The sequence below is a fragment of the Micromonospora sp. NPDC048040 genome, assembly GCF_055587185.1.
Window position 1 is genome coordinate 59,816 of the sequence record NZ_JBVJGT010000020.1, and the last position, 26,431, is coordinate 86,246.

The 26,431-nt window shown below is 76.2% G+C and carries 19 protein-coding genes; 6 read left to right on the plus strand and 13 right to left on the minus strand.

The genetic code is table 11. The features are described from left to right. Positions 1 to 99 precede the first annotated feature (99 nt). Entirely contained in the window at positions 100 to 318 is a 219-nt protein-coding gene (locus ACZ6O2_RS20160; RefSeq protein WP_350708282.1) for a hypothetical protein, read from the plus strand. A 153-nt stretch (positions 319 to 471) separates the two neighbouring features. Beyond that, a complete protein-coding gene (gene ygiD, locus ACZ6O2_RS20165) occupies positions 472 to 1,341 on the plus strand; it encodes a 4,5-DOPA-extradiol-dioxygenase (RefSeq protein WP_466023882.1) in 870 nt (289 codons plus the stop codon). A 50-nt stretch (positions 1,342 to 1,391) separates the two neighbouring features. On the opposite strand, the gene ACZ6O2_RS20170 is transcribed toward ygiD, so the two are convergent. Beyond that, the gene (locus ACZ6O2_RS20170; RefSeq protein WP_466023917.1) at positions 1,392 to 1,919 is read right to left on the minus strand and encodes a LysE family translocator; all 528 of its coding nucleotides are present in this window, start codon (positions 1,917 to 1,919) and stop codon (positions 1,392 to 1,394) included. Between the two features lie 28 nt (positions 1,920 to 1,947). Between ACZ6O2_RS20170 and ACZ6O2_RS20175 the strand changes: the two genes are divergently transcribed. Both ACZ6O2_RS20175 and ACZ6O2_RS20180 read left to right on the plus strand, forming a co-directional pair. Beyond that, a complete protein-coding gene (locus tag ACZ6O2_RS20175; RefSeq protein WP_466023883.1) occupies positions 1,948 to 2,511 on the plus strand; it encodes an aminotransferase class I/II-fold pyridoxal phosphate-dependent enzyme in 564 nt (187 codons plus the stop codon). 328 nt (positions 2,512 to 2,839) lie between these two features. Continuing rightward, positions 2,840 to 4,069, plus strand: coding sequence for a low temperature requirement protein A (locus tag ACZ6O2_RS20180; RefSeq protein WP_466023884.1), 1,230 nt, complete (start codon positions 2,840 to 2,842; stop codon positions 4,067 to 4,069). A gap of 46 nt (positions 4,070 to 4,115) precedes the next feature. Here the strand turns inward: ACZ6O2_RS20180 and ACZ6O2_RS20185 are convergent, their stop codons facing one another. The 3 genes from ACZ6O2_RS20185 to ACZ6O2_RS20195 all read right to left on the minus strand — a co-directional run bounded on the left by ACZ6O2_RS20185 (position 4,116) and on the right by ACZ6O2_RS20195 (position 5,520). Continuing rightward, the gene (locus ACZ6O2_RS20185) at positions 4,116 to 4,571 is read right to left on the minus strand and encodes a MarR family winged helix-turn-helix transcriptional regulator (protein ID WP_466023885.1); all 456 of its coding nucleotides are present in this window, start codon (positions 4,569 to 4,571) and stop codon (positions 4,116 to 4,118) included. A 107-nt stretch (positions 4,572 to 4,678) separates the two neighbouring features. Beyond that, entirely contained in the window at positions 4,679 to 5,161 is a 483-nt protein-coding gene (locus ACZ6O2_RS20190; protein ID WP_466023886.1) for an SRPBCC family protein, read from the minus strand. Then, positions 5,158 to 5,520, minus strand: a complete 363-nt coding sequence (locus ACZ6O2_RS20195; RefSeq protein ID WP_466023887.1) for an ArsR/SmtB family transcription factor — start codon at positions 5,518 to 5,520, stop codon at positions 5,158 to 5,160. The genes ACZ6O2_RS20190 and ACZ6O2_RS20195 overlap by 4 nt, the downstream gene beginning before the upstream one ends. Positions 5,521 to 5,604: 84 nt before the next feature. On the opposite strand from ACZ6O2_RS20195, the gene ACZ6O2_RS20200 reads away from it, so the two are divergent. After that, on the plus strand, positions 5,605 to 5,904 hold the full coding sequence (locus ACZ6O2_RS20200; protein ID WP_466023888.1) for a hypothetical protein: 300 nt from the start codon (positions 5,605 to 5,607) through the stop codon (positions 5,902 to 5,904). 259 nt (positions 5,905 to 6,163) lie between these two features. Next, complete coding sequence (locus ACZ6O2_RS20205; RefSeq protein WP_350708296.1) at positions 6,164 to 7,198, plus strand: extracellular catalytic domain type 2 short-chain-length polyhydroxyalkanoate depolymerase; 1,035 nt, start codon at positions 6,164 to 6,166, stop codon at positions 7,196 to 7,198. A 46-nt stretch (positions 7,199 to 7,244) separates the two neighbouring features. Here ACZ6O2_RS20205 and ACZ6O2_RS20210 read toward each other — a convergent pair whose 3' ends face one another. The 9 genes from ACZ6O2_RS20210 to ACZ6O2_RS20250 form a co-directional block, all read right to left on the minus strand. Continuing rightward, a complete protein-coding gene (locus tag ACZ6O2_RS20210) occupies positions 7,245 to 9,632 on the minus strand; it encodes a hypothetical protein (RefSeq protein ID WP_466023889.1) in 2,388 nt (795 codons plus the stop codon). After that, positions 9,629 to 11,392 (minus strand): ABC transporter permease, encoded by a 1,764-nt coding sequence (locus tag ACZ6O2_RS20215; RefSeq protein WP_466023890.1) that lies wholly within the window; start codon positions 11,390 to 11,392, stop codon positions 9,629 to 9,631. The genes ACZ6O2_RS20210 and ACZ6O2_RS20215 overlap by 4 nt, the downstream gene beginning before the upstream one ends. Beyond that, positions 11,389 to 12,669 (minus strand): extracellular solute-binding protein, encoded by a 1,281-nt coding sequence (locus ACZ6O2_RS20220; RefSeq protein ID WP_466023891.1) that lies wholly within the window; start codon positions 12,667 to 12,669, stop codon positions 11,389 to 11,391. Before ACZ6O2_RS20220 ends, ACZ6O2_RS20215 begins: the two co-directional genes overlap by 4 nt. Continuing rightward, positions 12,666 to 13,274 (minus strand): ATP-binding cassette domain-containing protein, encoded by a 609-nt coding sequence (locus tag ACZ6O2_RS20225; RefSeq protein WP_466023892.1) that lies wholly within the window; start codon positions 13,272 to 13,274, stop codon positions 12,666 to 12,668. The genes ACZ6O2_RS20220 and ACZ6O2_RS20225 overlap by 4 nt, the downstream gene beginning before the upstream one ends. 91 nt (positions 13,275 to 13,365) lie before the next feature. Continuing rightward, the gene (locus ACZ6O2_RS20230) at positions 13,366 to 14,892 is read right to left on the minus strand and encodes a hypothetical protein (RefSeq protein WP_466023893.1); all 1,527 of its coding nucleotides are present in this window, start codon (positions 14,890 to 14,892) and stop codon (positions 13,366 to 13,368) included. 7 nt (positions 14,893 to 14,899) lie between these two features. Then, entirely contained in the window at positions 14,900 to 18,754 is a 3,855-nt protein-coding gene (locus tag ACZ6O2_RS20235) for a hypothetical protein (RefSeq protein ID WP_466023894.1), read from the minus strand. After that, positions 18,754 to 21,390: a hypothetical protein gene (locus ACZ6O2_RS20240; RefSeq protein ID WP_466023895.1), complete on the minus strand. Its 2,637-nt coding sequence runs from the start codon at positions 21,388 to 21,390 to the stop codon at positions 18,754 to 18,756. Before ACZ6O2_RS20240 ends, ACZ6O2_RS20235 begins: the two co-directional genes overlap by 1 nt. Positions 21,391 to 21,403: 13 nt before the next feature. Then, on the minus strand, positions 21,404 to 24,721 hold the full coding sequence (locus ACZ6O2_RS20245; RefSeq protein WP_466023896.1) for a DUF6603 domain-containing protein: 3,318 nt from the start codon (positions 24,719 to 24,721) through the stop codon (positions 21,404 to 21,406). Beyond that, positions 24,721 to 26,430: a M14 family zinc carboxypeptidase gene (locus ACZ6O2_RS20250; protein ID WP_466023897.1), complete on the minus strand. Its 1,710-nt coding sequence runs from the start codon at positions 26,428 to 26,430 to the stop codon at positions 24,721 to 24,723. Before ACZ6O2_RS20250 ends, ACZ6O2_RS20245 begins: the two co-directional genes overlap by 1 nt. Position 26,431: the final 1 nt, after the last annotated feature.

Here is a 26,431-nt window from a genome sequence, read left to right on the forward strand (position 1 = left end):
GCCGTCCTCGACCCGGGAGCGGGCGCCCTGGCCGGTGGTCGGCCGAGTCGCTCCGGTGCCCCCGTGCCGTCCACCGGGCGAGTGCTATACGGTCGCCAGGTGAGGATCGAAGAGCACTGGTGGAACGGCGACACGTCCCAGCGCGGGCGCCGCGACGTGTACATCCGCACGGACGGGCAGCGCTGGGACGTGCAGGTGCAGATCGGCGGCGCCTCCGGCCGGTCCCGGGTGCAGGAATGCCCGGGCCGGGCATCGGCGGTCATCCTCGCCGGCGCCTGGCGGGGCAACCATCCCGCCTGGCGTGAGGTGTCCGCCTGACGGGCGCCGACCCAGCCGGCGCACCGGGGCCGAGGTCGACGTCGGCGAGGGTCGACCCCGTCGTGACGCCACCGGGTCATGGTGGGCGTTGACCCGCCCACCCCCGCCGGTGGCTGGTTACGCTCGGGTCGTCGTCGAGGTCGGGGGAGCAGCATGAGCAGCCAGACGGTCCCCACGGTGATGCCGGCGGCGTTCTTCGGGCACGGCAGCCCGATGAACGCCCTGGAGCTGAACCGGTACACGTCCGCGTGGCGCGCCTTCGGCCGGTCGGTGCCGCGTCCCCGCGCGATCCTGGTGGTGTCGGCCCACTGGTACATCGGCGCCACCGCCGTCACGGCGATGCCCCGACCAAAGACGATCCACGACTTCTACGGCTTCCCGCAGGAGCTGTTCGACGTCCGCTACCCGGCGCCCGGCCTGCCCGAACTGGCCGAGGAGATCAGCGACGTCGTCCACCCCACCTGGGTCGGCGCGGACGTCGACTCCTGGGGCATCGACCACGGCACCTGGTCGGTGCTCACGCACGCCTTTCCCGACGCCGACATCCCCGTCGTCCAGTTGAGCATCAACGCGTTCAAGGATCTGGACTACCACCTGGATCTGGGCGCGAAGTTGGCACCGCTGCGCGAGCGCGGCGTGCTCGTCGTGGCCAGCGGCAACGTCGTGCACAACCTCCGCGGGGTGGATCCGCGCATGGTCGACGAGGGCTTCGACTGGGCGCACCGGTTCGACGAGGCGGCGAGGGAGGTCATGCTCGGCGACCCGACCGAGGCACCCGCGCTCGACGCCCACCACGACTTCGGCCTGGCCGTGCCGACGCCCGACCACTTCATCCCGCTGCTCTACCTGGCCGGCCTGGCCGGGGCCGCCGGCAACGGCTCGGAGGTGCTGGTGGACGGGTACGCGTACGGATCGCTGTCGATGACCGCGTACACCGTCGGGATGTCCTGCCAGGGGTTGGGCCCGGCGGCCGGTGCGCCACTGCTCCCGGCAGACGTGCCTCCCGACTCCTCGAACATCTGATCACCCGGCCTCAGCACTCGAAGCCGCCGGCCAGCCGGTCGGGTCCATCCTCAGGACTCGGCGCGGGCCAGCAGCAGCCCGAGCGCCACGAACGAGCCGGCGAAGCCACGGCGCAGCCAGCGGGTCACCGCCGGCCGGGCCAGCACCCGGTCGCGCACGGCACCGGCGAGCAGCCCGTACGCGCCGAACACCACGAAGGTGAGCAGCATGAACACCGCCCCCAGCCCCAGCATCCGGGCCACCTGGTCCGGCTCGTCCGGGCGGACGAACTGCGGCAGGAACGCGACGAAGATGGTCAACTTCGGGTTGAGCAGGTTCGACAGCACCGCCACCCCGACCACCCGGGCGGGCGACGGCGCGGGCTCCGCCGCCGCGATCGTGAACCCGCTGCGGACCCGCCACGTCGCCCAGGCCAGGTAGAGGAGGTAGGCCACCCCGACGTACTTGAGCACCTGGAACGCCGCGGCGCTGGAGTGCAGCAGTGCGGCCAGGCCGATGACCGCCGCCGCCAGGTGCGGGGCGACGCCCAGGGTGCAACCGGCGGCGGCGAGCAGCCCCGCGCGAGGGCCACGGGTCAGCCCGGCGGCGAGCGTGTAGAGCGCCCCGGTGCCGGCCGGCGGCCTGGTCGTCGAGGACGACTACGACGCCGAGCACCGCTACGACCGGCCGCCGGTGCCCGCCCTGCGCGCCATGCTGCCCGGCCACGTCTGCTACGCCGGCAGCGTGTCGAAGCTGCTCGCGCCCGCCCTGCGCATCGGCTGGCTGCTGGTCCCGCCGCGCCACCGCGACGCGGTGGTCGACGCCAAGCGCAACGCCGACCTGGGCAACGCCGTGCTACCGCAACTGGTGCTGGCCGAGCTGATGACCTCGGGTGCGCTGGAGCGGCAGCTGCGGCTGCTGCGCCGACGGCACGTCCGGCGGCGCGACGCGATGGTGGCGGCCGTCGCCCGGCACCTGCCGGGCGCGACGGTGCACGAGGCGGCGGCCGGGCTGCACCTGACGGTCACGCTGCCCGGCGAGGTGGCCGACACGGAGGTGGCGTTGGCCACCCTGGAACGTGGGGTGAAGGTGCAGCCGCTGTCGTGGCACTGCCAGCGCCCCACCCGCCGGGCCTGGTCCTCGGGTACGCGGCCAACACGGCCTCGGCCATCGAGGAGGGCGTCGGGGTGATCGCCGCGGCCCTGCGGGCCGGCCGGAGCTGATCGACACCGGAAGCGAGCGGACGCGCCCGGCAGGGCGGCCACCCCGCCCGGCGGGACAGCCGCCCGTCAACCGGAGACGACCCGTGTCTGCGGACCTGCGCCGCCGTGGCCCTGATCCGGGTGGTCGCAGGGAGTTTGTCCGGTGCCCACACGGGGACACGTCCCTGCCACAGCCATGCGCGAGGAGGAGTAGGCGTGCGGTTCCTCAGCCGGCCTCGACGCCGTTTCCGGCCCACCCGGGTCATGACGCCGCCGTGTCCGCCCGACGAGTGACGGGAGCGCGGCGCGTCCGCTCGGTGACCGAGCAGTCCCGGGTCGCCACGGCGGAACTCTTCCTCGACGTGGTGTTCGTCTTCGCGTTCATCCAGGTGACCACCCTGATGACGGCGGAGGCGGGCGAGCTCGGCGTGCTGCACGGCCTGCTCGTTCTCACCGTCCTGTGGTGGTCCTGGTCGCTGTTCGCCTGGCTCGGCAACCGGGCCCAGGCGACCTACGGCCTGTCTCGGCTGGTGATCCTCTCCGTCACGCCGATCATGTTCGTGCTGACGGTGACGATCAGCGAGGCCTTCACCGACGTTCCCGGCGGCACGGACACGTCGCTGGCGTTCGTCGCCTGCTTCGCCGCCGTGCGGGTCCTCTACCTGGCGCTGCGGATCTACGCGACCCCCGGACTGCGCCGCGTCGACCTCGCCGCGCTCACCGTGCCGATGGTCGTCGCGGTCACCCTGCTGCTGGCCGCGGCGCTGCTTCCCCGATCGACCCTCAGCACCGACCAGGCAAGGGCCGGGCAGGTCGTCCTCTGGCTGCTGGCGGTCATCGTCGACTACGGGGCAGGACAGATGCTCCGGGTCCCCGAACGCCAGATCTTCTCCGCCCGGCACTGGGCCGAGCGGCACAACCTGATCATGATCGTGGCGCTCGGCGAGGTGCTGGTGTCGGTCGGCATCGCCGGCGGCAGCGTACCGGGCTCACCGGGTCTGCTCACCGCCTCCGCGCTCGCCGTGGTGGTCGCCGGCGCCCTCGAACTGATCTACTTCGACCTGTCCGCTCTCATCGGCGAACGTGCGCTGCGGGACGCTGACCAGGCCCGCCGGGTGGCCCTCGCCAGAGACGGCTACACCTTCCTGCACCTGCCGATGATCGCCGGGATCATCCTGCTCGCGCTCGGGCTGAAGCACGTGCCGTCGCTGGTCGGCGACGCCCACGCCTACCGGCGGGGCGACCCTCTCGACAGTCTGGGTCTCTACGCCATGTACGGCGGGGTAGCGCTGTTCATGCTCTCGCACGCCGCGTTCCAGTGGCGGCTGAGCCGCGCCGTCCGCACCCTCGTGTGGCCGCGGGTCGTCGCGGCGATCCTGCTGGTGGCGCTGATCCCGGTCATCGCCCGACGGTCGGCACTCGCGGCGCTGGCGTGGCTGAGCGTGATCTGCGTCGTCACGGCGGCGATCGAGTTCTTCCTGACCCGCCGCGAGCGGCGGCGGCTCCGCGAGGCGCTGTCCGAGGAAGAGGAGTGCCCGGCGCAGTGAGCCGGGCACCTGGCCGTGGCGGGAGCGCGATGGGCACCCCGCGCCGCTACGGGAGGTCGCTGTCGCCGCCGAGGTTGGCGATCATCCGGCGCAGGACGTTCAGGGCCGCGACGTACTCGGCGGCGTCGATGCCGTCGTGCATCCGCTCGTGGACCTTGCGGTTGCGGGCCGCGGCGCGCTGCCGACCGGCCTCGCCCGCCTCGGTGAGGGCCAGCCGGCCGTCGACCTCGGTGGTCCAGCCGCGGGCGGCGAGGTCGGCGTGGACGGCGTCGAAGTCGGTGCCCTGCGTGTCGAATCGGGAGAGCTTGGCCGTGAGCGCGACGCGGGTCCACTCCCCGGGGGCGCCGGCGACGTGGTTCAGCGTCCACCAGTGCGGCTGGGTGAGGTCCTCCTCGGCGAGGGCGGCGCGGAGACTGCCGACGATGATCTCGTTGGCGGCGCCGCTCCAGTAGCCGATGGGCTGGGCGGCGAGCACGTCCTGCGGGTAAGCCTTGATCGTCATGCCGCGACCGTAGGACCTCAAGTGAGGTTGAGGTCAAGATCGCGGCCGGGCGCCGGTGGCCCCTCCCGTCAACGATCGGGAGGGGCCACCGGCGTTCGTCGCGGCCGTCAGAGGGACTTCGCGACCTCGACCAGCTGGTCCAGCGCCGCGCCCCAGCCCTCGGTGAAGCCCATCTCCTCGTGCGACTTCTTCCCCACGGCGTCGGCGTGGATCGCCGTCGCGGTGTACTTCGTGCCGTCGCCGGCGCGCTCGAGCCGCACGACCGCGGTGAACGGGAGGTCGTCCCCGCCGGGCTGCGGACGGAAGTCGGGGCCCAGCGCGGAGGTGAAGACCAGCGTCCTGTTCTCCTCGACGACCAGGATGCAGCCGGTGCTCGGATACTCCTCGCCCTCCGGCGAGCGCATGACGGTGTGGAACCTGCCGCCCGGTCGCAGGTCGATCTCACAGGACGAGGTCGACCAGGGCTTCGGGGCGAACCACTTCACGAGCAGCTCGGGGGTGGTCCAGGCCTTCCAGACCAGCTCCGGCGCGACGTCGACGGTGCGCTCCAGGACGAGGTCGAGCTTCGGGTCCATGGTGTACGCGGTCATTTCTGCTGCTCCTTCAGGTCGTAGAGAAGTGCGTCCAGTTGGTCGATGCGCCGGGTCCACAGCGCGCGCTGCCCGGCGAGCCAGGCGTCGACCCGGTCGAGCGGCTCGGGCGCGAGCCGGTAGGTCCGCACCCGTCCCTTCTTCTCCGACGTCACCAGGCCGGCGCGCTCGAGGACGCGCAGATGCTGGGTGAACGACGGTAGTGCCATGTCAAACGGGCGAGCCAGGTCGCTCGTCGTCGTCGGGCCCCGGCCGAGGAGCTCCACGATCTGGCGGCGGGTGGGGTCCGACAGCGCGTGGAACACGTGATCCAGGGCGGCGTCGACCTCCCCGTCCTCGTTGCCAGATCGCTTAGGCATGTGCCTAAGTATTGCGGCAGAGGAAGCTTAGGTCAATGCCTAAGTAAAGGTGTCGTGGGAGAGGTCGTACGCCATGCTGTTCGGATGACCGACGCGGACCTTCCCGAACCGTTCCTGCTCCAGGTGTACTGCCGGCTCACGGTCGCCGTGACCGACCCGCGGGTGCTCACCGACCACGCGGTGGCCGATCTGCGGGCGGCGGACATCGACTGGTCGGCGGAGGAGGACGACCTCGACGCGGCCGTGGCGGAGCTGCGCGCCGACGTCGCGGTGTCGCTGGCGTCGGTGGTGGACATCGGCCGGCTGGTCGACGGGCTGCCGGGCGTGGCGGCCAGGGGCGGACTGTGCTGGGCCGAGCCGGGGCCGCCTCGGGAGCCCACCTGATCCGGTTCCCCGAGCCCCGACGACGTAACTGAGCGACGCGCTCCCAGCGCCCCTGACCTGGCCCTTCGACAGTGGCCCGAACCGGCGACAAACCGGATCCGCAGCCGCGTGGGTCCGGAACCGTGGGTGCGAGCTGTGGGCGGCCGACACCCCGGCGCCGCCCGAGGTGTCGACGCCGCTCATGTCCGATGTGGTCGGTGTCACGTTAGCGTCTGCGCACGCCGACACCACCGCCACCGCTCCCGGACAGGAGAGCGCCATGACCACACCGCTCAAGGCCGCCACCGCCCTCGTCACCGCGCTGCTGCTCGTCCTCACCGCAGCGGCTCCCGCCCAGGCCGCCACCCCGTACACCAAGACACCCGTCTCCGGGTCGCTGCGCGCCTACAACGTCTCCGGCGTGTACGTCGCCGGCGTCTCCTCCGGTGGCTACATGGCCACCCAGCTCCACGTCGCCTACTCGTCGCGGATCCGGGGCGCGGCGGTCTTCGCCGCCGGGCCGTACTACTGCGCGCAGAACAACGTCGTCCAGGCGCTCAACGGCTGCGGCGACAACCTGTACCCGACGAACGTGACCGCCCTGCAGACCTACACCCGGACGTGGGCCACCTACGGCTGGGTCGACCCGGTCGGCAACCTCTCCGGCGATCCCGTGTACGTCTTCCACGGCAACAACGACGGCGTCGTCAAGAAGTCCGTCACCGACGACCTGGTCCGCTACTACCAGCACTTCGGGGCCGGCGTGCAGTACGACAGCGGCTCGTCGGCCGGCCACGCCTGGGTCACCCCGTACGGGACGCTGGGTTGCACCGCCACCGCCTCACCCTTCCTGAACGACTGCGGCACCGACCCGCAGAACGCCCTGCTGCGCAAGCTGCTCGGCAGCGTGCAGGCGCCGAACACGGGCCCGCTCGGCGGAACGCTCATCCGGTTCAGCCAGAACACCCACGCGGTCAACGGTTGGGCCAACGGCCTGAGCATGGACGCCAACGGGTTCGCCTACGTCCCGGCGTCCTGCGCCGCCGGGCAGTCGTGCCGGCTGCTGGTCGCCCTGCACGGCTGCCTCCAGGGCTACGGCGCGGTCGGCACCGCCTTCGTCGACCGGGCGAACCTCAACCAGTACGCCGACACCAACAACCTGATCGTGCTCTACCCGCAGGCGCGGGCCACCGCCGGCACCAACCCGAACGGGTGCTGGGACTGGTGGGGCTACCTCGGCGCGACCAACTACCCGATCAAGGGCGGCGCCCAGGTGGAGACCATCATGAACATGGTCCGCCGGCTGGACGGCTGAGCTGCCCCTCATTCGTCTGAGCGGGGGCCCCGCACCAGGCCCCCGCTCAGGCCGGCTCGTCGGCGGGCGCGTTGCTGCCCACCAGGCGCGCGTCCGCCGCGGCCTGACCGTCGGCGTCCCGCGCCTCCTCGCACACCGTGGCGGCGTCCAGCCAGTGCCGCCGCGCCTCGGCGGCGTCGCCGAGGGCCGCCGCCGCGTCGCCCAGGTGCAGCAGCGTCCGCCCCAGCCCCGCCGTCGGCCGCCCGTCGCGTAGCCGCCGGCTCTCCGCCAGCAGCTCGTACGCCTGCCGTGCCTGGCCGGGAGCGGAGGCCAGCAGCGCCGCTCCCGCGTTGAGCAGCGCGGCGGCCCGGTTGGTCGGGTCCGCCACGGACTCGTACTCCCGCAGCGCCGCCCGCCACGACTGCGCCGCGTCGAGGTGCTCGCCGAGCCCGGCGTGCACGAGCACCAGGTTGGTCAGCGCCGCCGCGTAGCCCCGGGCGTCGCCGAGCGCGCGGAAGGCGTTCGCCGCCCGCACCAGGTGGTGGTGCGCGGTCTCCAGCTCGCCCCGCGCCAGCCGGGCGGCACCCATCCCGAGGTCGGTCAGCGCGTGCCCGGCCCGGTCCGCGCCGGAGCGGTGCCGCCGGGACAGCTCCAGGTGCTCCACGGCGTCGTCGAGCTGCCCCAGGTCCAGCAGCACCAGGCCGAGGTTCATCCGCGCCTGCGCGGTGCCGCGCCGGCCCCGCTCCGCCACCGCCAGGCTGAGCGCCGTCGCCGCCCCCTGCGGGTCGCCCCGCCGGCGGCGCAGCACCCCCAGCTCGTTGTGCGCCCAGCCGGCGATCTCCGGCCGGTCGTCGGCGGTGGGCGTGGCCAGCACCGTGCGGCACACCTCCTCCCACTCGCCGAGCCGCTCCGCGTGGGCGAGCCATCCGCACAGCGCCACCGCCAGCCGGAACCACCAGCGGCGCACCCGCCGCGGCAGCGTCTCCGCCGCGCCCGCCGGCACCTTCACCACCGCCAGCAGCAGCTCCTGGTGCAGGTCGAACCAGCCGTACGGGTCGTCGTCCAGGGCCAGCGTCGGCTCCCGGTCCGGCGGCGAGCCGGCCACCGCGAGGCTCGTGGCGTGCCGCTCGGCGCAGCGGGCCAGGTGCCGGGTGAGCCGGGCCTGCGCGGCCACCCGCCGCCGCGCCGGCTCCGCGTCGCGCAGGTGCATCCGGGCGTACGGGCCCAGCAGCGGGCGCACCTCGTAGCGGTCGCCGGGCGCGCCGGTCACGAACCCGCCGGTGGCCAGCTCGTGCAGCAGCGCGGCCACCCGGTCCGGGCGGCGGCCGGCGAGCGCCGCGATCGTCGGCCGGTCCAGCGGCACCGGGCTGAGCGACATCAGCCGCCACAACCTCCGCGCCTCGCCGCCCAGCGCGTGGTACGCGGTGTCCCGCCCGGTCACCAGCAGGGTCGCCGGGGACGCGGCGACGTGCTGGTGCGGGGGCGTGTCGACGGCGCGGCGCAGCGCGTCGAGCACGTCGGCGTGCCGCCAGCCGTGCTGCGCCGTACGCCGACCCAGCTCCGCCACCGTGCGGGGCTGCCGGCCGCACAGCTCGACGAGGACGCGTACGGCCGGGTCGGTGCGCGGATCCGGGCGGTGCGGTCGGGCGACGGGCGCGGCGGCGCCCGCGGCGGCGAAGAGCTCGACCGCGTCGTCGGCGTCCGGCTCGGCGAGACCGTGCGCCACCACCCCCTCCAGGGCGTCGAGCGCGGGCGTGCCGACCAGCAGCAGTCGGCAGGCCCGCGCGGTCGGCGGCAGCAGCGGCCGGACCTGGCCGGGGTCGTCCACGTTGTCCAGCACGACCAGGATCTGTCGGCCGTCGAGCTGCCCGCTCAGCTCGTCGGCGGCGTCGGCGAGGTCGTCGGCGTGGCCCGACGCCGGCGGCCGGGTGCCCAGGATCCGGGCCAGCGCGGTGAGCACCTGCCGCGGGCCGTGCGGCCGGCCGCCCCGCCGCAGGTCCAGGTAGTACTGGCCGTCGGGGAAGTCCTCCCGGCACAGGTTGGCGGCCTGGATCGCGCAGGACGAGGTGCCGACGGCCCGCCGGCCGACCACCGCCACCGCGTGCTCCTTCGCCAGCAGGTCGATGATCGCGTCGACGTGCCCGGCCCGCCCGGTGAACCCCGCCGGCCAGGGCAGGGTGGGCGCGCCGACGGCGGGCGGGGTGTCGGGGTCGTCCTGCGTCGCGGCCTGCTGACGCTGGCGCCGCCACTCCACGATCACGGCGGCGGCGAGGCCGAGCACGATCACCCCGGCGCTCGCGGAACCGAGCTGGGCGACCGACAGCTCGGAGAGCAGGTTGCCCGTGACGTTGCCGAGCACCGCGCTGACCGTCCCGCCGACCACGCCGCCGACTGCCAGCAGCAGGCTCAGCCGGCGCGCCCGGCGGGAGCGGCCGGCAGGCCCCTGCCCGCTCACCGGACGCCCCCGGCGACCAGGCCGGCGACGAGCTGGCGGCGGGCCAACACCACCAGCAGCACCGGCAGGATCGAGGCGATCACCGAGCCGGCGGCGAGCGCGCCGCTGTTGGCGACGAAGCCGCGGGTCTGGCCGGCGAGGAACAGCCCCAGCGGCACCGCGCCCGGGCCGCTGAACAGCAGGCCCACCACCAGGTCGTTCCACACCTGCACGAACTCCAGCACGGCGACGGCGACGACGGCCGGGCGGTTGTGCCGGGCGAGCAGCCGCAGCGTGCCCCACCAGTGCCGCCCGCCCACCCGGGCCGCCCGCACCTGCTCGGCGGGCAGGTCGGCGAAGGCGTTGCGCAGCACCAGCACGGCGAACGGCACGCCCAACGCGACGTGCACCAGCGCCAGGCCGCGCGCCGTGCCCGAGGACAGCGCCACCCCGAGCACCTCGTTGACGGGGCCCGCGATCACCTGCACCGGCACGATGCTGGCGGCCATCAGCAGCAGGCCCGTGCCCTGGGCGGCCGGCCCCGTCAGCCAGGCGAGGGGATATGCGGCGAGCAGCGCGACGCCCAGCACCGCGGCGGTCACCACCGTCGCCAGCACCAGCGTGAAGCCCAGCGTGCGCCACAGCTCGACGCCGGTGAGCAGTTCCCGGTAGGAGGCGAGGCTCGGCGGTCTCGACCACCAGCCCTCACCCGCGGCGTCCACCGTTCCGTGCAGCGAGGTGGCGAGCAGCACCCCGAGCGGCACCAGCCAGGCGGCCGCCGCGCCCGCGACCAGCAGCCGGATCGACCGGCGTGGTGCCGGCGCCGCCGGGTCGGGCCCGACGGGCGCCGGATCCCGGGGCGGAGGCCAGGCCTGCCGCACGAACAGCGCCGCGACCAGCACCCCGGCGGCCACCGCCACCAGCCAGACGACGCCGAGCGCGGCGCCCTCGCCGGTGGTGGCGCCGTTGGAGGTCTGCCAGACCCGCAGCGCCAGCACCGACGCCTCGTCGCGCACCGAGCCGGGCGCCAGCACCAGGATCAGGTCGAACGTGCGGGTGGTGCCGAGCGCCACCAGGGTGAAGACCACCGCGACCGTACGCAGCAGCAGCGGTCGCCACTGGGCGTCCCAGAGCACGTCGCGGCGGTTGCCGCCGTACGCGCGGACCGCGTCGGCGAGGCTCGGCGGCACCGCGTCGAGGGCGGCCCGGAACACCAGCACGGCCAGCCCGACCCAGGCCCACACGAACGCCGACATCAGCGCCACCGTGACCAGGCCGGGGCCGAGCAGGTGCGGCGCGTCCGCCGCCGACCGGCCGGTCAGCCTCGCGGCGACCAGGGTGGCCAGCCCGCGCTCCGGATCCGGGTCGTACATGAGCCGGAACGTGACGCCGGTGACTACCAGCGGCAGCGCGGTCGGCACCACCAGGATCAGCCGGACCAGCCCGCCCTCCTGCGAACGGCGGGAGGCGGCGGCGAGCAGGTAGCCCAGGACGGTCACCACGGCCGGCACGACCAGCGCCCAGAGCACCGTGCGACCCACCACCGCGCCGGTGCCGGGCGCGGCCAGCGCCGTGCGGTAGTGCTCCGCGCCGACCCACCGGCCGTCGGTGGTGACGCTGGCGTGCAGCGTACGCAGCACCGGCCACGCCACCAGCCCGCCGAGCAGCAGCAGGGCGGGCAGCAGCAGCGTCGAGGTGGCTCCCGCCGCGGGGTAGGCCCGCCCGCGCCGGGGCGGCCCGACGTCGTCGAGGACCGCGGGCTCGCCCAGCACCCGGCTCATCGGCCCCTCCCCGCGGAGCGGGCCGCCGTGGCCAGTTGACCGGTCGCCCGCCGGACCGCCTCGCCGACGGCGACCCCATCGGTGACGTCGGCGAAGAAGTCCTGCATGATCCGCCAGATGCCCACCCCGTCGGAGCCGGTGAACGGGCCGGGCAGCCGGTCGGAGAGGTCGAAGCGCACCACCTCGGCCGTGCGCAGCTCGGCGGCGAGGCGGCGGCGCACGGCGTCGTGGTAGTCCGCCAGCGGCACGGACACGTTGGGGGAGAGGTAGCCGCCGGCGCGCAGCCACGGCTCGAACGCCGTCCCGCCGCTGAGCCAGCGCACCAGCTCCGCGCCGCGGGCCGAGCCGGCGAAGGCCACCGCCGCGTCGCCGCCGACGATCAGCGGTTTGTCGGCCAGCCGGGCGCCGGGGAACCGGAACGTCTCCGGCCGCTCCGGACCCCGGCGGAACCGGCTGGCGACGTCGTCGACGAAGTCGGCCTCGAAGAGCATCGTGGCCCGCCGGTGGTACACCACCTGGATCACCGACTCCTCGTACTGGGTGAGCAGGGCGCGGCGCCCGCCGCCGGGGAACGCGCCGTCGACGCGCCACAGCTCGGCGAGCCGGTCCAGCGCGACCTGCACCGGCCGGGCCCGCCAGTCGGCCTCACCGTGGGCCAGCGCCTCGTAGAAGCCGGGCGGAGCCACGTCGGCCAGGACGTTCTCGAACCAGTCGGTGAGCACCCAGCCGTCGGCCGCGCCGACGGCCAGCGGGGCGGGGCCGTCGCCGGCCCGGGCGCGCGCGCCGAGCCGCCGGGTGAGCGTGACGAGCTGGTCCCACGTGCGCGGCGGCTCGGGGAGCATCGACGGGAAGTACCAGAACAGCGACTTGTGGGCCGCCTTCACCCAGACGCCGTAGCGCCGCCCGTCGGCGGAGAGCAGGTCGGCCATGCCGGGCGGGAGGGCGTAGCTGGCGGACGGGGTGAGCTCGCGCAGCCAGCCGCGCCGGGCGTACTCCACGACCAGCCCCGACCTGGGCAGGATCGCCACGTCGGGGCTGGTGCCGGCGAGCTGGCGGGCGCGCAGGAACGCGTCGATGTCGTTGCCGGCGCTGATCACCTGCACGCCGGCGTCGTAGCCGGCCACCACCTCGCGGAACCGGGCCAGCTCCCCGCCGCTCCACACCACCGCGACCTGGACCGACGGCTCCGCCCGGGAGCAGCCGGCGACGGCGGTCGCGCCCGCCGCCGCGGCGGCCCGCAGCAGGGCACGGCGGCGCAGCCGCCCCGGTGCGGTCACGCGACCACCTCGGCGGCGACCGGCACGTCGGCCAGCGCATCCGGATCGCGGGTGCACACCAGCACGGCCGCCCCGGCGGTGTCCGGCGGCGACAGCCGCCCGACCAGGTCGGTGAGCCGCCCGCCGCCGGCCGGCCCGGTCGGCAGGTCGATCACCAGCACCTCGGGCAGGCAGGCCACCGCCCGGGCCAGCGCGACCCGGAACCGTTGCGCCTCCGACAGCAGGTGCGGTCGCAGCTCCAGAGTCGGCGCCAGCTCCAGCCGGTCGACCACCGTCGCCGTCCAGTCGTCGGCGACCTCCCGCACCCGCTCCCGCCGGCGCTGGCCGTAGGCGATGTTGCGGCGCACGGTCAGGTGGGGCAGCAGCGCGCCGCCGGCCGGGACGTAGGCGATCCGGCGGCGCGGCGGTGGCATCCCGGTGACGTCCCGACCGCCGACCAGGACCTGACCGGCGACCGGCGCGGCCAGCCCGGCCACCACCCGGGCGACGGCGGTGCCGACCGGCGGGTCGGCCACCAGCGCGGCCGAGGCGCCCGCGGCGACATGGAGGGTCACCGGCGCGGCCTCGGGCACGGCGACGAGTTCGCGCAGACGTAACGTGGCCATCACCTCCGGTGACCCGGGCAGTCACCCCCAGGGTGGCACAAACCGGCGACCCGCGGTGCCCCGCACCCTCCCCTGTGGAGTCACGACGGGCTCATGCCACCACCTCCGGCGGCACCGGCTCCAGCGCGTCGAAGCGCAGCCCCAGGGACGGCGGGGTGAGCAGCGGCTGCCGGCGCCGCTGGGTCCACAGCACCGGCCTGCCGTCGGTGGCCCGGGCCAGCACCGCCCGCCGCTCCACCCGTACGCCGTCGGCCGGCACCGCCGCCGGTTCGAGCTGGTGGGTGGGGTGCGTCCCGCCGGCGGCCGGATCGACCAGCAGGTCACTCTCCGCCTCGGGCAGCAGCACCGCCGTGGGCCCGGACAGGTCCACCCCGCGCCCCTGCACGTACCGGCGCCGGCCGGCGACCTCCTCCACCACGTACGGGTGCCAGTGCCGGGGCACCCTCGTCATCGGCCGGTACGCGAACCCGGGCCGGCCGGAGGCGTCCAGGTGGGCCGGGGGCTCGGCCGGGGCCTCCTCGTCGCCGAGCACCCCGCGCCCGCGCAGCCGCTGCTCCACCGCCCAGACCAGGTTGGCGTCCTCGTCGGTGCCGATCACCACCTCGTCGAGCACCGGACCGGCCAGCGGTGTGGCCGCCGTGGCCCAGACCACCAGGGAACGGCTGTCCAGCCCGTCGGTGGCGAAGAGGCTCCAGCCGGCGGGCGGCGTCACCGGCCAGTCCTCGCCGAACGAGTCGTGCACCACCACCTCGTCCAGGGTGACCACGTGCCCGGCCAGACCGGGCACCGCGAAGGCGAACCAGTCGTCGGAGTGGTTGACGATCAGGTCGATCAGCAGCAGCGTCGCCAGGTGGGAGCGGTCCGGCGGGTAGCCGCCGACGTCCACCGCGGCGTCCTCGATCTGCCACCATCGGGGCAGCGGCGCGCCCGGGTAGCGGACCCGCCGGGGCACGGTGGTCGCCGCGTCGACCGGCACGGGCGGGTCGGGCAGCGGGCGGTCGGCGTCCACCGCGTACCAGTCGAGGTCGCCGCCGTCGTGCCGGCGCAGCGCCAGGGTCACCCCGTCGGCGGTGAAGTCGGCGTCGTAGGCCAGCTCCGCCGGATCCCACAGGTCCACCGGCTCCGGCTCCGGCGGGCGCAGCCCGGCGAACCACGCCTCGGGCAGGCCCAGTTCGCCGCGCCGCCGCCACAGCTCGCGGCCGTCCACGCCGGTGCCGTCCAGCACGTCGTACGGCACGGGCAGCGCCGCGAGCAGCAGGGTCGGGTCGGCCGGCAGGGGCGTCCCGGCCGTCCCGGCCGCCGTCGCGACCGCCCGGCCGGCCGCGATCCGCCGGCCGGGGGTCCACCAGTCACCCGGCTCGGACTCGACGATCGCCTCGGCGGGGGTGGTGCGCGGGTCCAGGTGTGGCTGCCCGCCCAGCGGGTCGACGGGAGTGAGCCGGGCCCGGTAGCTGACCCGCACCGGGGAGGACGCGTCCTCGCCCTGGTGCTCGCCGAGCTGCCACTGCCGGCCGAGCAGCCAGGCCGGGTCGGCGACCTCGGCGGCGAAGCCGCGGGTCAGGTCCGACCCGGCCTGGTCCGCCTCCAACCGTCGTACCGTGTCGAAGACCAGCGCCATCGCCGGTTCACCTCCGGGTCGCATCGAGCGGGACCCCCGTGGGTCCGTCGGCGGGCAGCAGCCCGGCCGGCAGCAGCCCGCGCAGGCCGGGGGTGAGGTCGGCCGGCCGGGCGACCCGGGCCCGGGCCAGCTCGCGGACGTCGGCGAGGAGTTCCACCAGGGTTTCGGGGTCGAGTGGCCGCGACAGGTCCGGCGGCACGGCGAGCAGGATCGCCTGCGGCGCCCGGGCGGCCGGGGCGTCGAAGCCGAAGGTCGCCGCCGTGGCCTGCGTCGCCTCCGGGACCACCTCGGTGAACCGGTCGAGCACGGCCACCGCGACCGGCGCCCCCGGCGGCGTGGCGGTGAGGTCCAGCGTCGGGTCGGCGTACGCGACGACCAGCCGTCGCCCGTCGGGGCCGCCGCTCTGCCACGGGTCGCCGGCCTTGTTGCTCCAGCCGGTCAGGGCCGGCCCGGCGGCGGCGGGCGTGCCGTCGGCGAGCTGGTGCGCCTCCAGCCTGGCCAGCGGCTCCCGGACGGCGGCGACCACCGGCAACCAGTCCGCGTCGAGCGTCCCGTCGCCGGTCATCGCGGGCAGCGCCGAGCGGGGCAGCCGGGCGGTCACCGCGAGCTGGCCGGTCGGGCTGACCAGCGCGGCGAGCTGCCCGACCAGGTCGTCGCGCGTCAGCTCCGCCGCCGGGGAGGCTGACCCCGGGCCGGTCGGCGCGGTGTCGGCGGCGGCGTCGAGCCGCGCGTCGAGCAGCTCCCGCACCCGGACGGCCTGCGCCACCAGCCGCCGCTGCGCGGCCTCCGCGCCCGACGCCGCCTCCGTCGGCGCCGGGTCGGGGGCGAGGCCCCAGGCGCGGGCGGCGGTGACCAGGCGGGTCAGCACCGCCGGGTCGGCGCCGCCGATGCCCCCGTCGCCCGTGGTCAGCGCCAGCTCGGTGGCGAGCCGGGCGGCCAGGGCCGCCGCCGTGTCCCGGACCCGGGCGTACCGGGCCAGCAGGTCGGCGTGCGCGGCGGCGGGCGGGTCGGCGGAGTCCGGCCGCTCGGCCGTCGCGTCCGGGTCGGCCGGGTGGCGCCCGATCAGGGCGACCAGCCGCGCCGCGGCCTCGTAGCGGGCGACGCCGTCGCCGCCGGTCAGCGTGGCCGTCGCCGGCTCCGCGCCGAGCGCGGCGGCGCCGGCGGCAACGGCGAGGCGCTCCAGGTCGGTACGCGCCAGGGCCAGCGCGTCCGCCGGTCCGAGCCCCAACCCGTCGAGGGTGACGGTGGCGACGAGCCCACCGGCGGCGACCTCGAACGTCCAGTCGGGGCCGACCTGGGTGGCCAGGAACGCGGCGGTCGCCGGGTCGGCCAGGGCCGCCGGGGCGAGGGTGGCCCGGTCGGTCGGGTCGGCCGGCAGTGCCGTGTCGGCGACGTGCGGAAGGACGACGACCACGCCGGTGCCCACCGCCCGCCCCTCCCGGGGGGTGCGCAGCAGCCCCAGCCGCGGCGGGCGGGTCAACCCGGCGGCGGCGTCGAGCGCCGCCCCGGCCACCTCGGCCCGGCCCTCGGTGACGTGGTGCACGGCCTCGGCGACCAGCAGGTCCCCGTAGGCGTCCATGGCGACGCGCAGCCGGTCCAGGTCGGCCAGGCGGGCCGGGTCCAACCCGAGGTCGCCCGGCGGGGCGGCCAGCACGGCCAGCCCGTCGCAGACCCGCCGCCCGGCGTGCTCGGTGCGGACGGGGAAGTCCCGGCGCAGCCGCTCCACGTCGGCCGGCGTGCCCACCACCCGCTCCACCTCGCGGCCGAGCGCCTCGGCCAGGTGCGCGCCGACCCGGACGTGTTCGGCGATCCGGTCGGCGTCGCGGACCGACCGGGACGTGAGGTCCAGGTCCCAGCGGGGCGACGGGTCGCTGACCGCCCTGTCCCTCAGCACCGTGGCGGCGAGACCCTGCCCGGCCGACGGCGCGTGGATCAGACCGGCGGCCGTGGGCCCCGGGGCGCCCGGCCGGGGCCGGTCCACCCAGCCGTACGCCCCGAGCCGGGGCTTGGCCGCCTGCTGTTCCACCAGGTCGTGCAGCCGCCGGGTGGGCGGCCCCAGCAACCACGGGTCGACCCGGTACGCGGCGGTGTCCACGGTGGCGCGCAGCAGCCGTTCCAACCGGGGCGGCTCGATCTCGCCGAGCGCGAGCAGCCCGTCGACCACCCGCTCGTAGGCGCGGGCCTGCGGGGTGGGCCCGTGCAGCGCGGCGACGGGGGTGTTGGCGATCCAGCCCTGGAGCCGGCCGGCGGTGGCGGCGTCCCGGGCCACCGGCTCCGGGCCGGGCGGGGCCTCGCCGGCCAGCGCCCGCCCCACGTCGCCGATCGCCACCTGCAACGACCGGACGGCGAGCCGCAGCAGCAGGCTGTCCAGCGGGTACTCCCTGAGCAGCTCCTTCTCCAGGATCGCGCGGTTCGCGTACGCCCACGGCTGCTCCTCCGCGACCTCCACCAGCCGCTTCAGCACGTCGGCGACGCCGGTACCGGCGGGCAGGCCGTCCGGCGTCACGAGCGGGATCTCCAGCCGGCGGGGCGCGCCCGTGGCCCCGTAGCGGCGCTGCGGCGCCAGGCCCAGCCGCTCGGCGTCGGGATGCCGGCGCCGCCAGGCGGTGTCCAGGTCGGACCAGGATGCGCCGTAGCCGAGCAGGAGCAGCACCAGCCACCACAGCTCCAGCGGCCAGGCCCTGCGGTGCCGGAACAGCGGCGAGGTCGGCACCTGACCGATCAGGTCGAGCAGCTCCTCGGTGGACGCCCCGACCACTGTGCCCCGCTGCTCGGCGGCGGCGGCGTACTCGGCGCGCAGGTGGGACAGCGGCTCGACCAGGCCCGCCTCGACCGGCGGGTCCTTCGGCTCGGGCACCCACCGGCGCAGCACCGTGGCCGGCAGCAGCCCGTAGGGCTGGGGGCCGACGCGCAGCGTCGGGAACGGCCCCTCGGGCAGCAACGCGCCGGGCGCCCACTCGGCGGCGGCGCCGGTCGGCAGCGCCCACACGTCCGCCCCGGCGAAACCCCATAGCGCCGGCCAGAGCCCGGCCACCGCCGCGCCCGCCCAGCGCCGGTGCGGCTCCGACGTGCCGGGCAGGGCGCCGAGCAGCCCCGGGTCGCCGGTGAGCGTGGCGGAGACCAGCCGGTCGGTGTCGGTGGGCGCACCGGTGAGCACCCCCCACCAGGCCGCCGCGTCCCCGGTGACGGGCGCGGCGGGCGCCCCGTCCACCGTGTTCGTCGCCGAGCCGTGGGCCAGCAGGGACAGCCGTCCCTCGTCGCGGTGGCTGCCGAACAGCGCGCCCGGGTCGCCGTCGCCGAGACCGGTGACGTAGAGCGCGTCGATGTCGGACGGGTCGCCGTCCAGCGGCACCTTCCCGGCCAGGCCCGCCTCGACGGCCTCGTCCCAGTTCTCCCACCACCGCCGCTCCGCCGGTGCGTCCGGGTCGGGGAAGTCGACCGCGAGCCGGCCCCGGTCGACGGTGAGGGTCAACACCTGCGCCGGCGGGCCGCCGCCGCGGGCCAGCCACACGTGCAGCGTGTCCGGGAACTCCTCGATCCGGGGGAAGGCGGGCTCGGTGCGCAGTTCGCCCGCGCCGACCGGCCGCAGCGCGGTGGTGCCGTCGGGGGCGGTGACGGCCAGCGTCCGGACCAGCCAGACCGCCCGTGCCCCGCCGACGTGGACGGTCAGCTCGCGCCAGGCCACCTCGCCGCCCCCGGCGTCGAGATAACGCCGCACCGCGTCGACCTCGCCCGGCGACACCCGCGGGTCGTGCCGGGCGAACCAGGGCTCGTCCGGCACCACCAGCAGGCGCAGCAGGCCGGGGGAGAACCGGGTCTCGATCCGCACCGGCAGCAGCACGCCGACGACTGGTTCCGCCATCACGGTCCTTCCGGGTCGAGGTGGTCGCCGCGGATGAGCACGCGCACCGGGCGGGCGAAGCTGGTCCGCGCCCAGGTCTCCGGCACCGGGGAGGTCGAGGCGTCGTTGGCGAAGCGGTAGCCGGCCGGCGGTTCCTCGAAGACCAGCCAGTGCCGCAGCACGTCCGCCGGGTCGAACCCCTGGAAGCCGAAGAAGGTCACGTCGGTGCCGATCCGCCCCTGGAAGCTGGGCAGCACCCGGACCGCCCCGGCCGGCGGGTCCTGCCCGAAGTCGACCGTGCCGGAGTGCTCGGCGGTGACCAGGTAGACCACGGTGGCCGGATAGCGGAGGAACAGCCGCCCCTTGATTACCACGACCAGGTCCCGGCCCGAGGCGCCGGCCGGGCGGTGCGCCGGGGTGCCCAGGCCGCTGTCGTCCGGCCAGTTCCCGATGCCGGTGATGTCGTCGACGCGGGCGCCGGTGCCGGTGTCGGCCCGGCTCCAGAACACCCGCAGCGGGGTGCAGCCGGTCGCCACCGGGATGTTGCGCCACCGCAGCTCGCCGAGGAGCTGGGTGTTCAGCCCGGTCAGCAGGGCGTCGACGAAGCGGGGGTTGGTCTCCACGGCGATCACCGAGTTCTCCGGCAGCGCGCCCACCCCGGGCAGCAGCCACTCGTCGAAGGCGTCGCGCAGGTCGGCCCAGACCGGTCGGTCCAGCCCGACGCAGACCTCCGGCGGGGCGAGCGGCTGCGCCGGGTCCAGGCCGTCGATGGTGGACAGCACCCGTACCCGGGCGGCGGCGCCGGGGCCGGTCGGGTCGAACGCGGCGGCCACCCCGGCGGCCAGAGCGTCCAGGTCGACCGGGCGGCACGGCGGCTCCACCGGCTCCGGCTCGGCCAGCCCGTCCAGCAGCGCCGGCAGGTCGTCCTCGCCGGCCGGCTTCGGCCAGCGTTCCAGCAGCTCCTGCAGGGCGGCGGCGAGCCGCTCCAGCTCCCGCTCGGCGCGGTCGTCGACGGTCGCGGCGGCGGCCAGCAGGGCGAGGGCCTCGGCCCACGGCGCCGGTGACCCGGCGTGCGCCGCCCGGGCGAGCCGCTCCGCCACCGCGTGCGCCAGGTCGCGCAGCTTCGGGTGGGCGGCCTCGGCCAACTCCTTCGCCCGCCCGGCGGCGGCGTGCAGGTCCACCTCCCCGGTCTCCGCCGCCCGACGTCGGCGTTCCTCCAGGTCGTCGAGGTCGATGCCGAGGTCCTCCAGCGGGAGTCCGTCGGCGCTCGGGCGCGGCGGGCGGGGGCACCGGTTGGCGGCCTTGAGCACCTCGCCCGCCGGCACCGCGCCGGCGGCGGTCAGCGCGGTGCGCGCCGGCCCGGCGCGCAGGATCCGCCGGGCCGCGCCGGAGAACAGCCCCGCCGGCAGCGGCCGGTCCGCGGCGGTGGCGAGCGCGGCCACCGTCCCGTCCGGGGTGACCACGCGGCCCAGCGCCGGCCCGAGCAGCCAGAGCCGCTCGTACGCGTCGGCGGGCGTCCGCCGCCGCCACAGCCCGCCCGCGGCGTGCAGGCCGAGCACCAGGTCCCGGATCCGCTGTCGTGCCTCGGCGAGCGCGCCCTGGTGGGCGCGGGCCTCGGCGGCCAGTTCCTCCTGGAGGCGGATGCCCAGCTCCAGCCCGAGCCCGGCCACCCCCCGGTCCCGGGGGTCGGTGTTCAGGCTGCCGCCCCAGGTGGTCTCCTCCGGGGCACCGGCCCGCCACGCCTCGCCGTAGCGGGGCAGCCCGACGATCGGCCGGCCCTGGTCGTCCCGCGCCGGGGTGCGCAGCGCGTCCAGGTCGTCGTGGACCTCGCCGGGCAGCGCCGCGTCGGTGCCGCCGAGCGGGGCGAGCGCGCCGCGTACCGCCAGGTCGCCGGCGGTGGGCACCCGAGGGTAGTCCAGCGGCGCCCGGCCGGTCTCCGGCTCGGCGGCGCCGGGGCGCAGCGCGGCGGCCAGGTCCTCGAAGCTCCCCGCCGGGGTGGCGGTGCGGAACCGCCAGGTGTCGTAGCAGGGCACGGTGGCCGGGCCGGTGCCCGTCCACCGCGGCTGCCCCGCCGGGTCGTACGCCGGCACCAGCGCCGCGACGTAGTCGGTGCCCGGGGCGAGGGACCGCCCGGAGAGCAGCCGGGCGATCCGCCTCCCGGCGCTGTCCACCTGCAGGTGCGCCCACCGGTACGCCGTCGCGCCGGTGCCCAGCGGGTGCAGCGCCTGCACGGCCGGGCTGAGCGTCACCTGGTCCCCGGCGAGGGTCAGCTCGTCGCCGTCCAGCCCGACGACCAGCACCAGCCAGGGGTGCTGCGCGCCGGTGCCGGCGGCCGGGCGGGGCGCCGGGGTGTACCGCCACGGCAGGGTCGCGTCGGCGAACTCCACGTGCGGGCAGCGGTCCGACTCGTGGTCGACGGCGCCGGGCGTCGGGTAGCGGCGGGTTATCGCCCCGGGGGCGAGGCGGACCACGTCGGCCGGGCCGGCGAGCAGGAACCGTACCGTGCCGGTGGCGGCCGTGGTGGTCGCGCCGGCGGCGTCGGTGCCGGTGAGGGTGACGGCCGTCTCGACCCGGGGCCGCCCGTCCTGCACGCCGGTGGCCAGCGCGGCGATCCGCTCCCGCGACCATCCGTGGAAGGTGAGCTGTTCGTCGGCCATCCTCGCCGCCCCTCTAGAAGCTCATCGCCGGCACGGGGTCGGTCGCCGCGACGGCGGCCCCGACGCCGCCCACGGTGGCCAGCTGGTGCGCCTGCGCCTGGGACAGCCCGGCGGTCACCGCGCCCCCGGCGCCGTGCACGGCCCAGGTCTCGTCCCGCACGCCCACCGCCGGGGCGACCGGGTCGCGTTCGGGCCGTCCGGTGCGGCCGGCCGCCGCGGCGAGCAGCCACCGGGGCAGCGCGGTAGCGGTGACCAGCACCGGCGGCGCGGGCAGCCGGATCTGCTTGACGGTGACGGTGAGCAGCGTGGACGGTCCGGCGTCGACGCCCTCGCCGCCCAGGCGGACGCCGGCGGTGAGCCGTTCGAAGGCGCGCCGGTTCAGCGCGTCGGCGTCGGTGAGGTCGGCGAAACCACCCGGCGCGAACCAGTCGACCTCGGTGCCGGTGACCTGCGGGCCGGTGGCGGTGACCGTCTCCGGCCGGGTCAGCGGCGCGCCCTCGAAGCGTTGCAGCAGCAGGTCCAGCGGGGCGCGTTCCTGGGTCCAGACGGCCTGGCCCAGCGGCGAGACCACGGGCAGCGCGGCGGTGCGGGCCGGCTCGACGACCACGGCGGCATCGGTCGCGCCGGTGCTGCGCAGGTTGGCCGGGTCGGCGAGTTCCCCGGCGAGCTCGGCCACGGCCGAGGCGACCGGCGTGACGGCCGGCGGCGTGGACGAGCCGAGGGTGATGGTCTCCTCGAAGGTGATGTCGAAGAACAGGATCTCCAGGGTGACCCTGCCGTGGAAGACCACCGGGCCGGGGCCGGAGATGCTGCCCGTGAGGTCCAACCCGGCCAGGGTGCGGCTGCGCCAGCGCACCCGCACCGAGGCGTGGATGGCGAACTCGAAGTGGAACGGCTGGAACCGGATCAGCGCGTCGAAGCCGAGGAAACCCCGGATGTTGAACGGCCCCAGGTTGACGACGACCTCGACGGCCGCGCCGAACTGCAGCGTGTTCGTGGTGACCGCGAAGTAGCCCTCGAAGCGGAAGTAGAGCAGGTCGTCGGGCTCGCCGCGGGTCATGGCGATCCGGGTCAGGCTGGCGGGGAAGACCAGGGGTGCCGGGTTGTACGCCGGGTGGAAGCCGCCGATGGTCAGCACCACGTACGGCTCGGCGCCGTAGCTGAGCCGGAACGCCGCGCCGCCGGTCAGTTCGAGGATCTCCAGCAGGTGGCTGTCGATCAGGACCGCGTCGAAGGCGACCAGTTGCTGCGCGAAGTCGACCACGCCCAGGATATCCAGCCGGATCTGCAGGTAGGGCCGGCCGCCGGACGGGTTCTCGATCCCCGCGCGCGCCGAGCCGAGGATCACGATCTTGCGCGGGCCGGGCAGCTCGATGAACACGCCGATGTCGAAGCGGACCAGCTCCGCCCAGGACAGTTGCAGCGTCGGCCCGACCACGATCACGCCGGGCGTGGGCGGGAAGACCGCGGCCAGGTCGGCCAGGAGCACCGGGGCGTTGCGGACCGGGTCCTCCGGGGCCAGGATCCGCCCGACGGTGCCGGAGGCCATCCGGGCACGCAGCGCGTCCACGTCGGTCTGCCGGTTCAGCGCGAGCAGCCCGCCGACGGAGGAGAGTGCGAAGCCGAAGCCGAGCTGGATCGGCGGGAAGCTGGCCCGCAGCAGGATCAGCAGCGCGTAGCCGGGCGCGCCGCCGGGCAGCCGGGTGTCGAGCAGGCCGACCGCCTCCACCCCGACCACGCCGAGCTTGAGCGCGAGGACGCCCGAGTAGCGGCCGGCCGGCTCGTCGAAGCCGATGAAGCCGCCGCCGGTGACCGGCCCGGCGTCCACGACCATGCCGAGCCCGGTGGGCGGCAGGAAGCGGAAGGTCAGGTCGACCGGGCCGAGGTTGCCGTCGCGGACGGCCAGGTCGGCGCCGACGCCGATGCCGGCCACGCTCGCCGCGAACGGCCCGAGGTCGATGCCGCCGGTGAGGCGGACCTCCAGGGTGATGCCGGCCGCGCCGGGGCGCAGGGCCAGGTCGAGCCGGTCCAGGCGCAGCGGGCCCAGGCGCACCGCCAGGGGTACGGCGAGCACCAGGCCGGCGCCGCCGCGCAGGGTCAGCCCGTCCACCGGGTCCCAGTGCAGCCCGAGGTCGAAGTCGACCTCCAGGGTGGCCGGCAGCACGCTGGACAGGAAGCCGTCGGCGCCGCCGAAGGCGATCACCAGGCGGCCCACGGCGACCTCGGCGTCGACGATCAGCCGGGCGCTCACCCCGCCCCCGTCGGCGGCGAACGCGGCGCCGACGGCGGCCCGGACGGCGGTGGCCGTGAGCCGGGTGCCGTCGGCCTCGCCGAAGAGCACCATCGGCCCGGGGCCGGCGGGCAGCCGCTCCACCGACACGGTCAGCTCCCCGGCGACCCCGGGAGCGGGGGCCTGCGGGCGCAGCGTGGCGGGCGGTTCGACGCGCAGGGCGGCGCCGAGGTCGAGGCTGCCCTGGCCACGCAGGCGTACCGCCCAGGCGTCGCCGATCGGCAGGGGGATGTCCAGCCCGCCGAAGTCGAACACGTCGAGGGTCAGCTCCAGCGGGGTGGGCGTGCCCGGGGGCAGCCCCGCCACGGCGTGCAGCCGGAACAGGAACGCGGCCAGCTCGGGCCGGCCGCCGGGCCCGGCGAGCACCACCGCCGGCACGCCGACGGCGGTCAGCCAGTCGCGCAGCCGGGCGAGCAGCAGCGCGGCGTCCAGGGTGGGCTCGCCCCAGCCGTACACCTGGCGCAGCGCGGCGGCCGGGTCGTCGAGCAGCACCCCGAGGCGGTCCAGCCGGAGCCCGCGCCGCAGGTAGGCGGGCCGGTCCCCGTCGGCGGGCACGGCGACGTTGTCGACCAGCCCGAACAGGGCGAGGGCGCGGCCGAGCGCCGGCCGACGGTCCAACAGGTAGCTGGCGGCGGTCCAGTCGACCAGGCGTCGCGGCAGGTCGGCGAGGATCGCGGCCAACGGCGCGCTGACCGCACCGCCCCCGGCGTACGCGGACTGCACCGCGCCGGCCAGGGCCCGGACGGCGTCGACGGCGTCGACGATCAGCGGCAGCAGGTCGCCCAGGGCGGCGGCGACCGCGGCGCTGTCGTCGTCGGCGATCGCGTCGACCAGCGCGGTGACCGCCGGCGGGAGGGCGGCGAGGGCGGTGCCGGCGGTGCCGGCGGCGGCGACCACCCCGGGCGCGCCCGCGACCGGGCCGGGCAGCGGCAGGCCCAGCTCGGCGAAGAGGTCGACCAGTTGCCCGGCGGCCAGCCGCTCGGTGACCGGGTCGAGCAGCCGGGCCAGTTCGACGGCGAGCTGCTCGGCGGTCCCGGCCATCAGCGCCCACCCCCCGGCCCGGTGCCGCCGCGCCGCCCGCCCGGCGGCCCGCCTACGGACGTGCCCCGCCCCGGCGGTGCGCCGTCTACGGGCGTGGTCCGCCCCGGCGGTGCGCTACCGGCGGATGCGGTCCGGCGCGGGATCGGCGCCCGCTCCGGCCCGAGGAGCAGGCGCAGGGCGGCGACGAGCGGTCGGATCAGCCCGACCCGCACGGCCGTGCGCGCCCGGCGGTGCCGCCGCAGCAGCCGGGCCACGGCCGGGCTGAAGCTGTAGTAGACCCGGTCCAGCGCGTCGGCCGCCCGCGCGCCGCGCGGCGTGGCCCGCAGCCGCTCGTCGCGCAGGTGCCGCAGATAGCGCACGTCCGGATGATCGGGGCGGCCCAGCGTGGCCGTGGCGATCAGGCAGGGTCCGCCGCCGCCGCCCCCGCCGGCGGCGGGCAGCGGGGCTGAGGCGGCCACCTTGAGCAGTGCCGTCACCGCCGCGTGGATCTCCCGGTTGATCTTGCGGAAGTGGCCGGGCGGATCGGCGTAGTTGCAGTGGAAGCCCTGCTCCTCGGCGTGCCCCGCCTCGAGACAGTAGGCGAAGATCGGCTGCCGGTTCGGCAGCGCGAACTGCCGGCTGCACGCGTAGTCGTCGCTGCACCCGGAGTTCGGCCCGCCGCCGACCGGAAGATAGAGGAACGCGCTCTGCCCGACCGTGTACTCGGAGTGGGCACGCTGGGTCGTGGAGGCGGGCGCGGCGGGATCGACCCCGGCCGAGCGGAGGATCCCGTCGTGCATCGCCGTGGCGATCATCCGCGCCCGCGAGCGGATCCGGTGCGGCGGGTCGTCGGGGAGGTATTCCTTGTAGTCGGTCCGGCCCGCTGGCAGCGCCGGATCCCCGGCGATCAGCCCGTCCCGGGTCCCGGCGAAGGCGGGCGCCCGCCAGTGCATCGCCGGGTCGTCGCCGTCCTCCTCGAGCCCCCAGGAGTAGAGGATGTTGCGGCCGAACATGTGCACGTCCGCGTAGTAGTGGATCGGCAGGGTGTCCAGCAGGGACTCCAGGTGGCGGGTCTCCACCTCGGAATGCGCCGACGGGCCGCGGTAGGTGTCGTCGGCTGGCGACGTGGAGGCCGGGTCGGAACCGTACCGGGCGCGGTAGAGCGCCACGTCGTAGTAGTCCTCGAAACGCCAGATGATGTCGAAGTTGCGGTTCAGGTCGACGCCGATCTCACCGCCCGCCTGCGGGCTGCGGTTCTTGCGCCAGCCCGGCTCGCTGAGGTGGGTCAGGTCGTGCTCCCGCCCGTCGGGGTTGAGCAGCGGCAGGATGTAGAGGTCGAGCTTCGTGACGATGTCGTTGACGTCGGCCGCCGGGATCCGCCAGGCGCGGTAGCGGACCGGGGCGCCGACCAGCGGGGTGACGGTCATCGCCGGAAAGACGACGTCGGTGCCCGACGTGTACGACACCAGCAGGTTGCGGGCGAGGGTGACCAGCGCGTCGGGCGGCGCCCACTCGCGGGCGTGCACCCCGCCGACGACCAACGCCGCCGGCCGGTTCGGGCCGCTGCCGTTGGCGATCCTGACGTAGCTGTGCGTCCGGCCGCCGGCCGTCTCCGTCGGGAAGACCGTCCGGGTGCACAGCGCGGGGAAGCTCGCGGCGAGGTCGGCGAGGGCGTCCTCGATCTCCTGCGCCCGCAGCGGCGCGGTGATGTCCGGATACGGCGGGGGCACC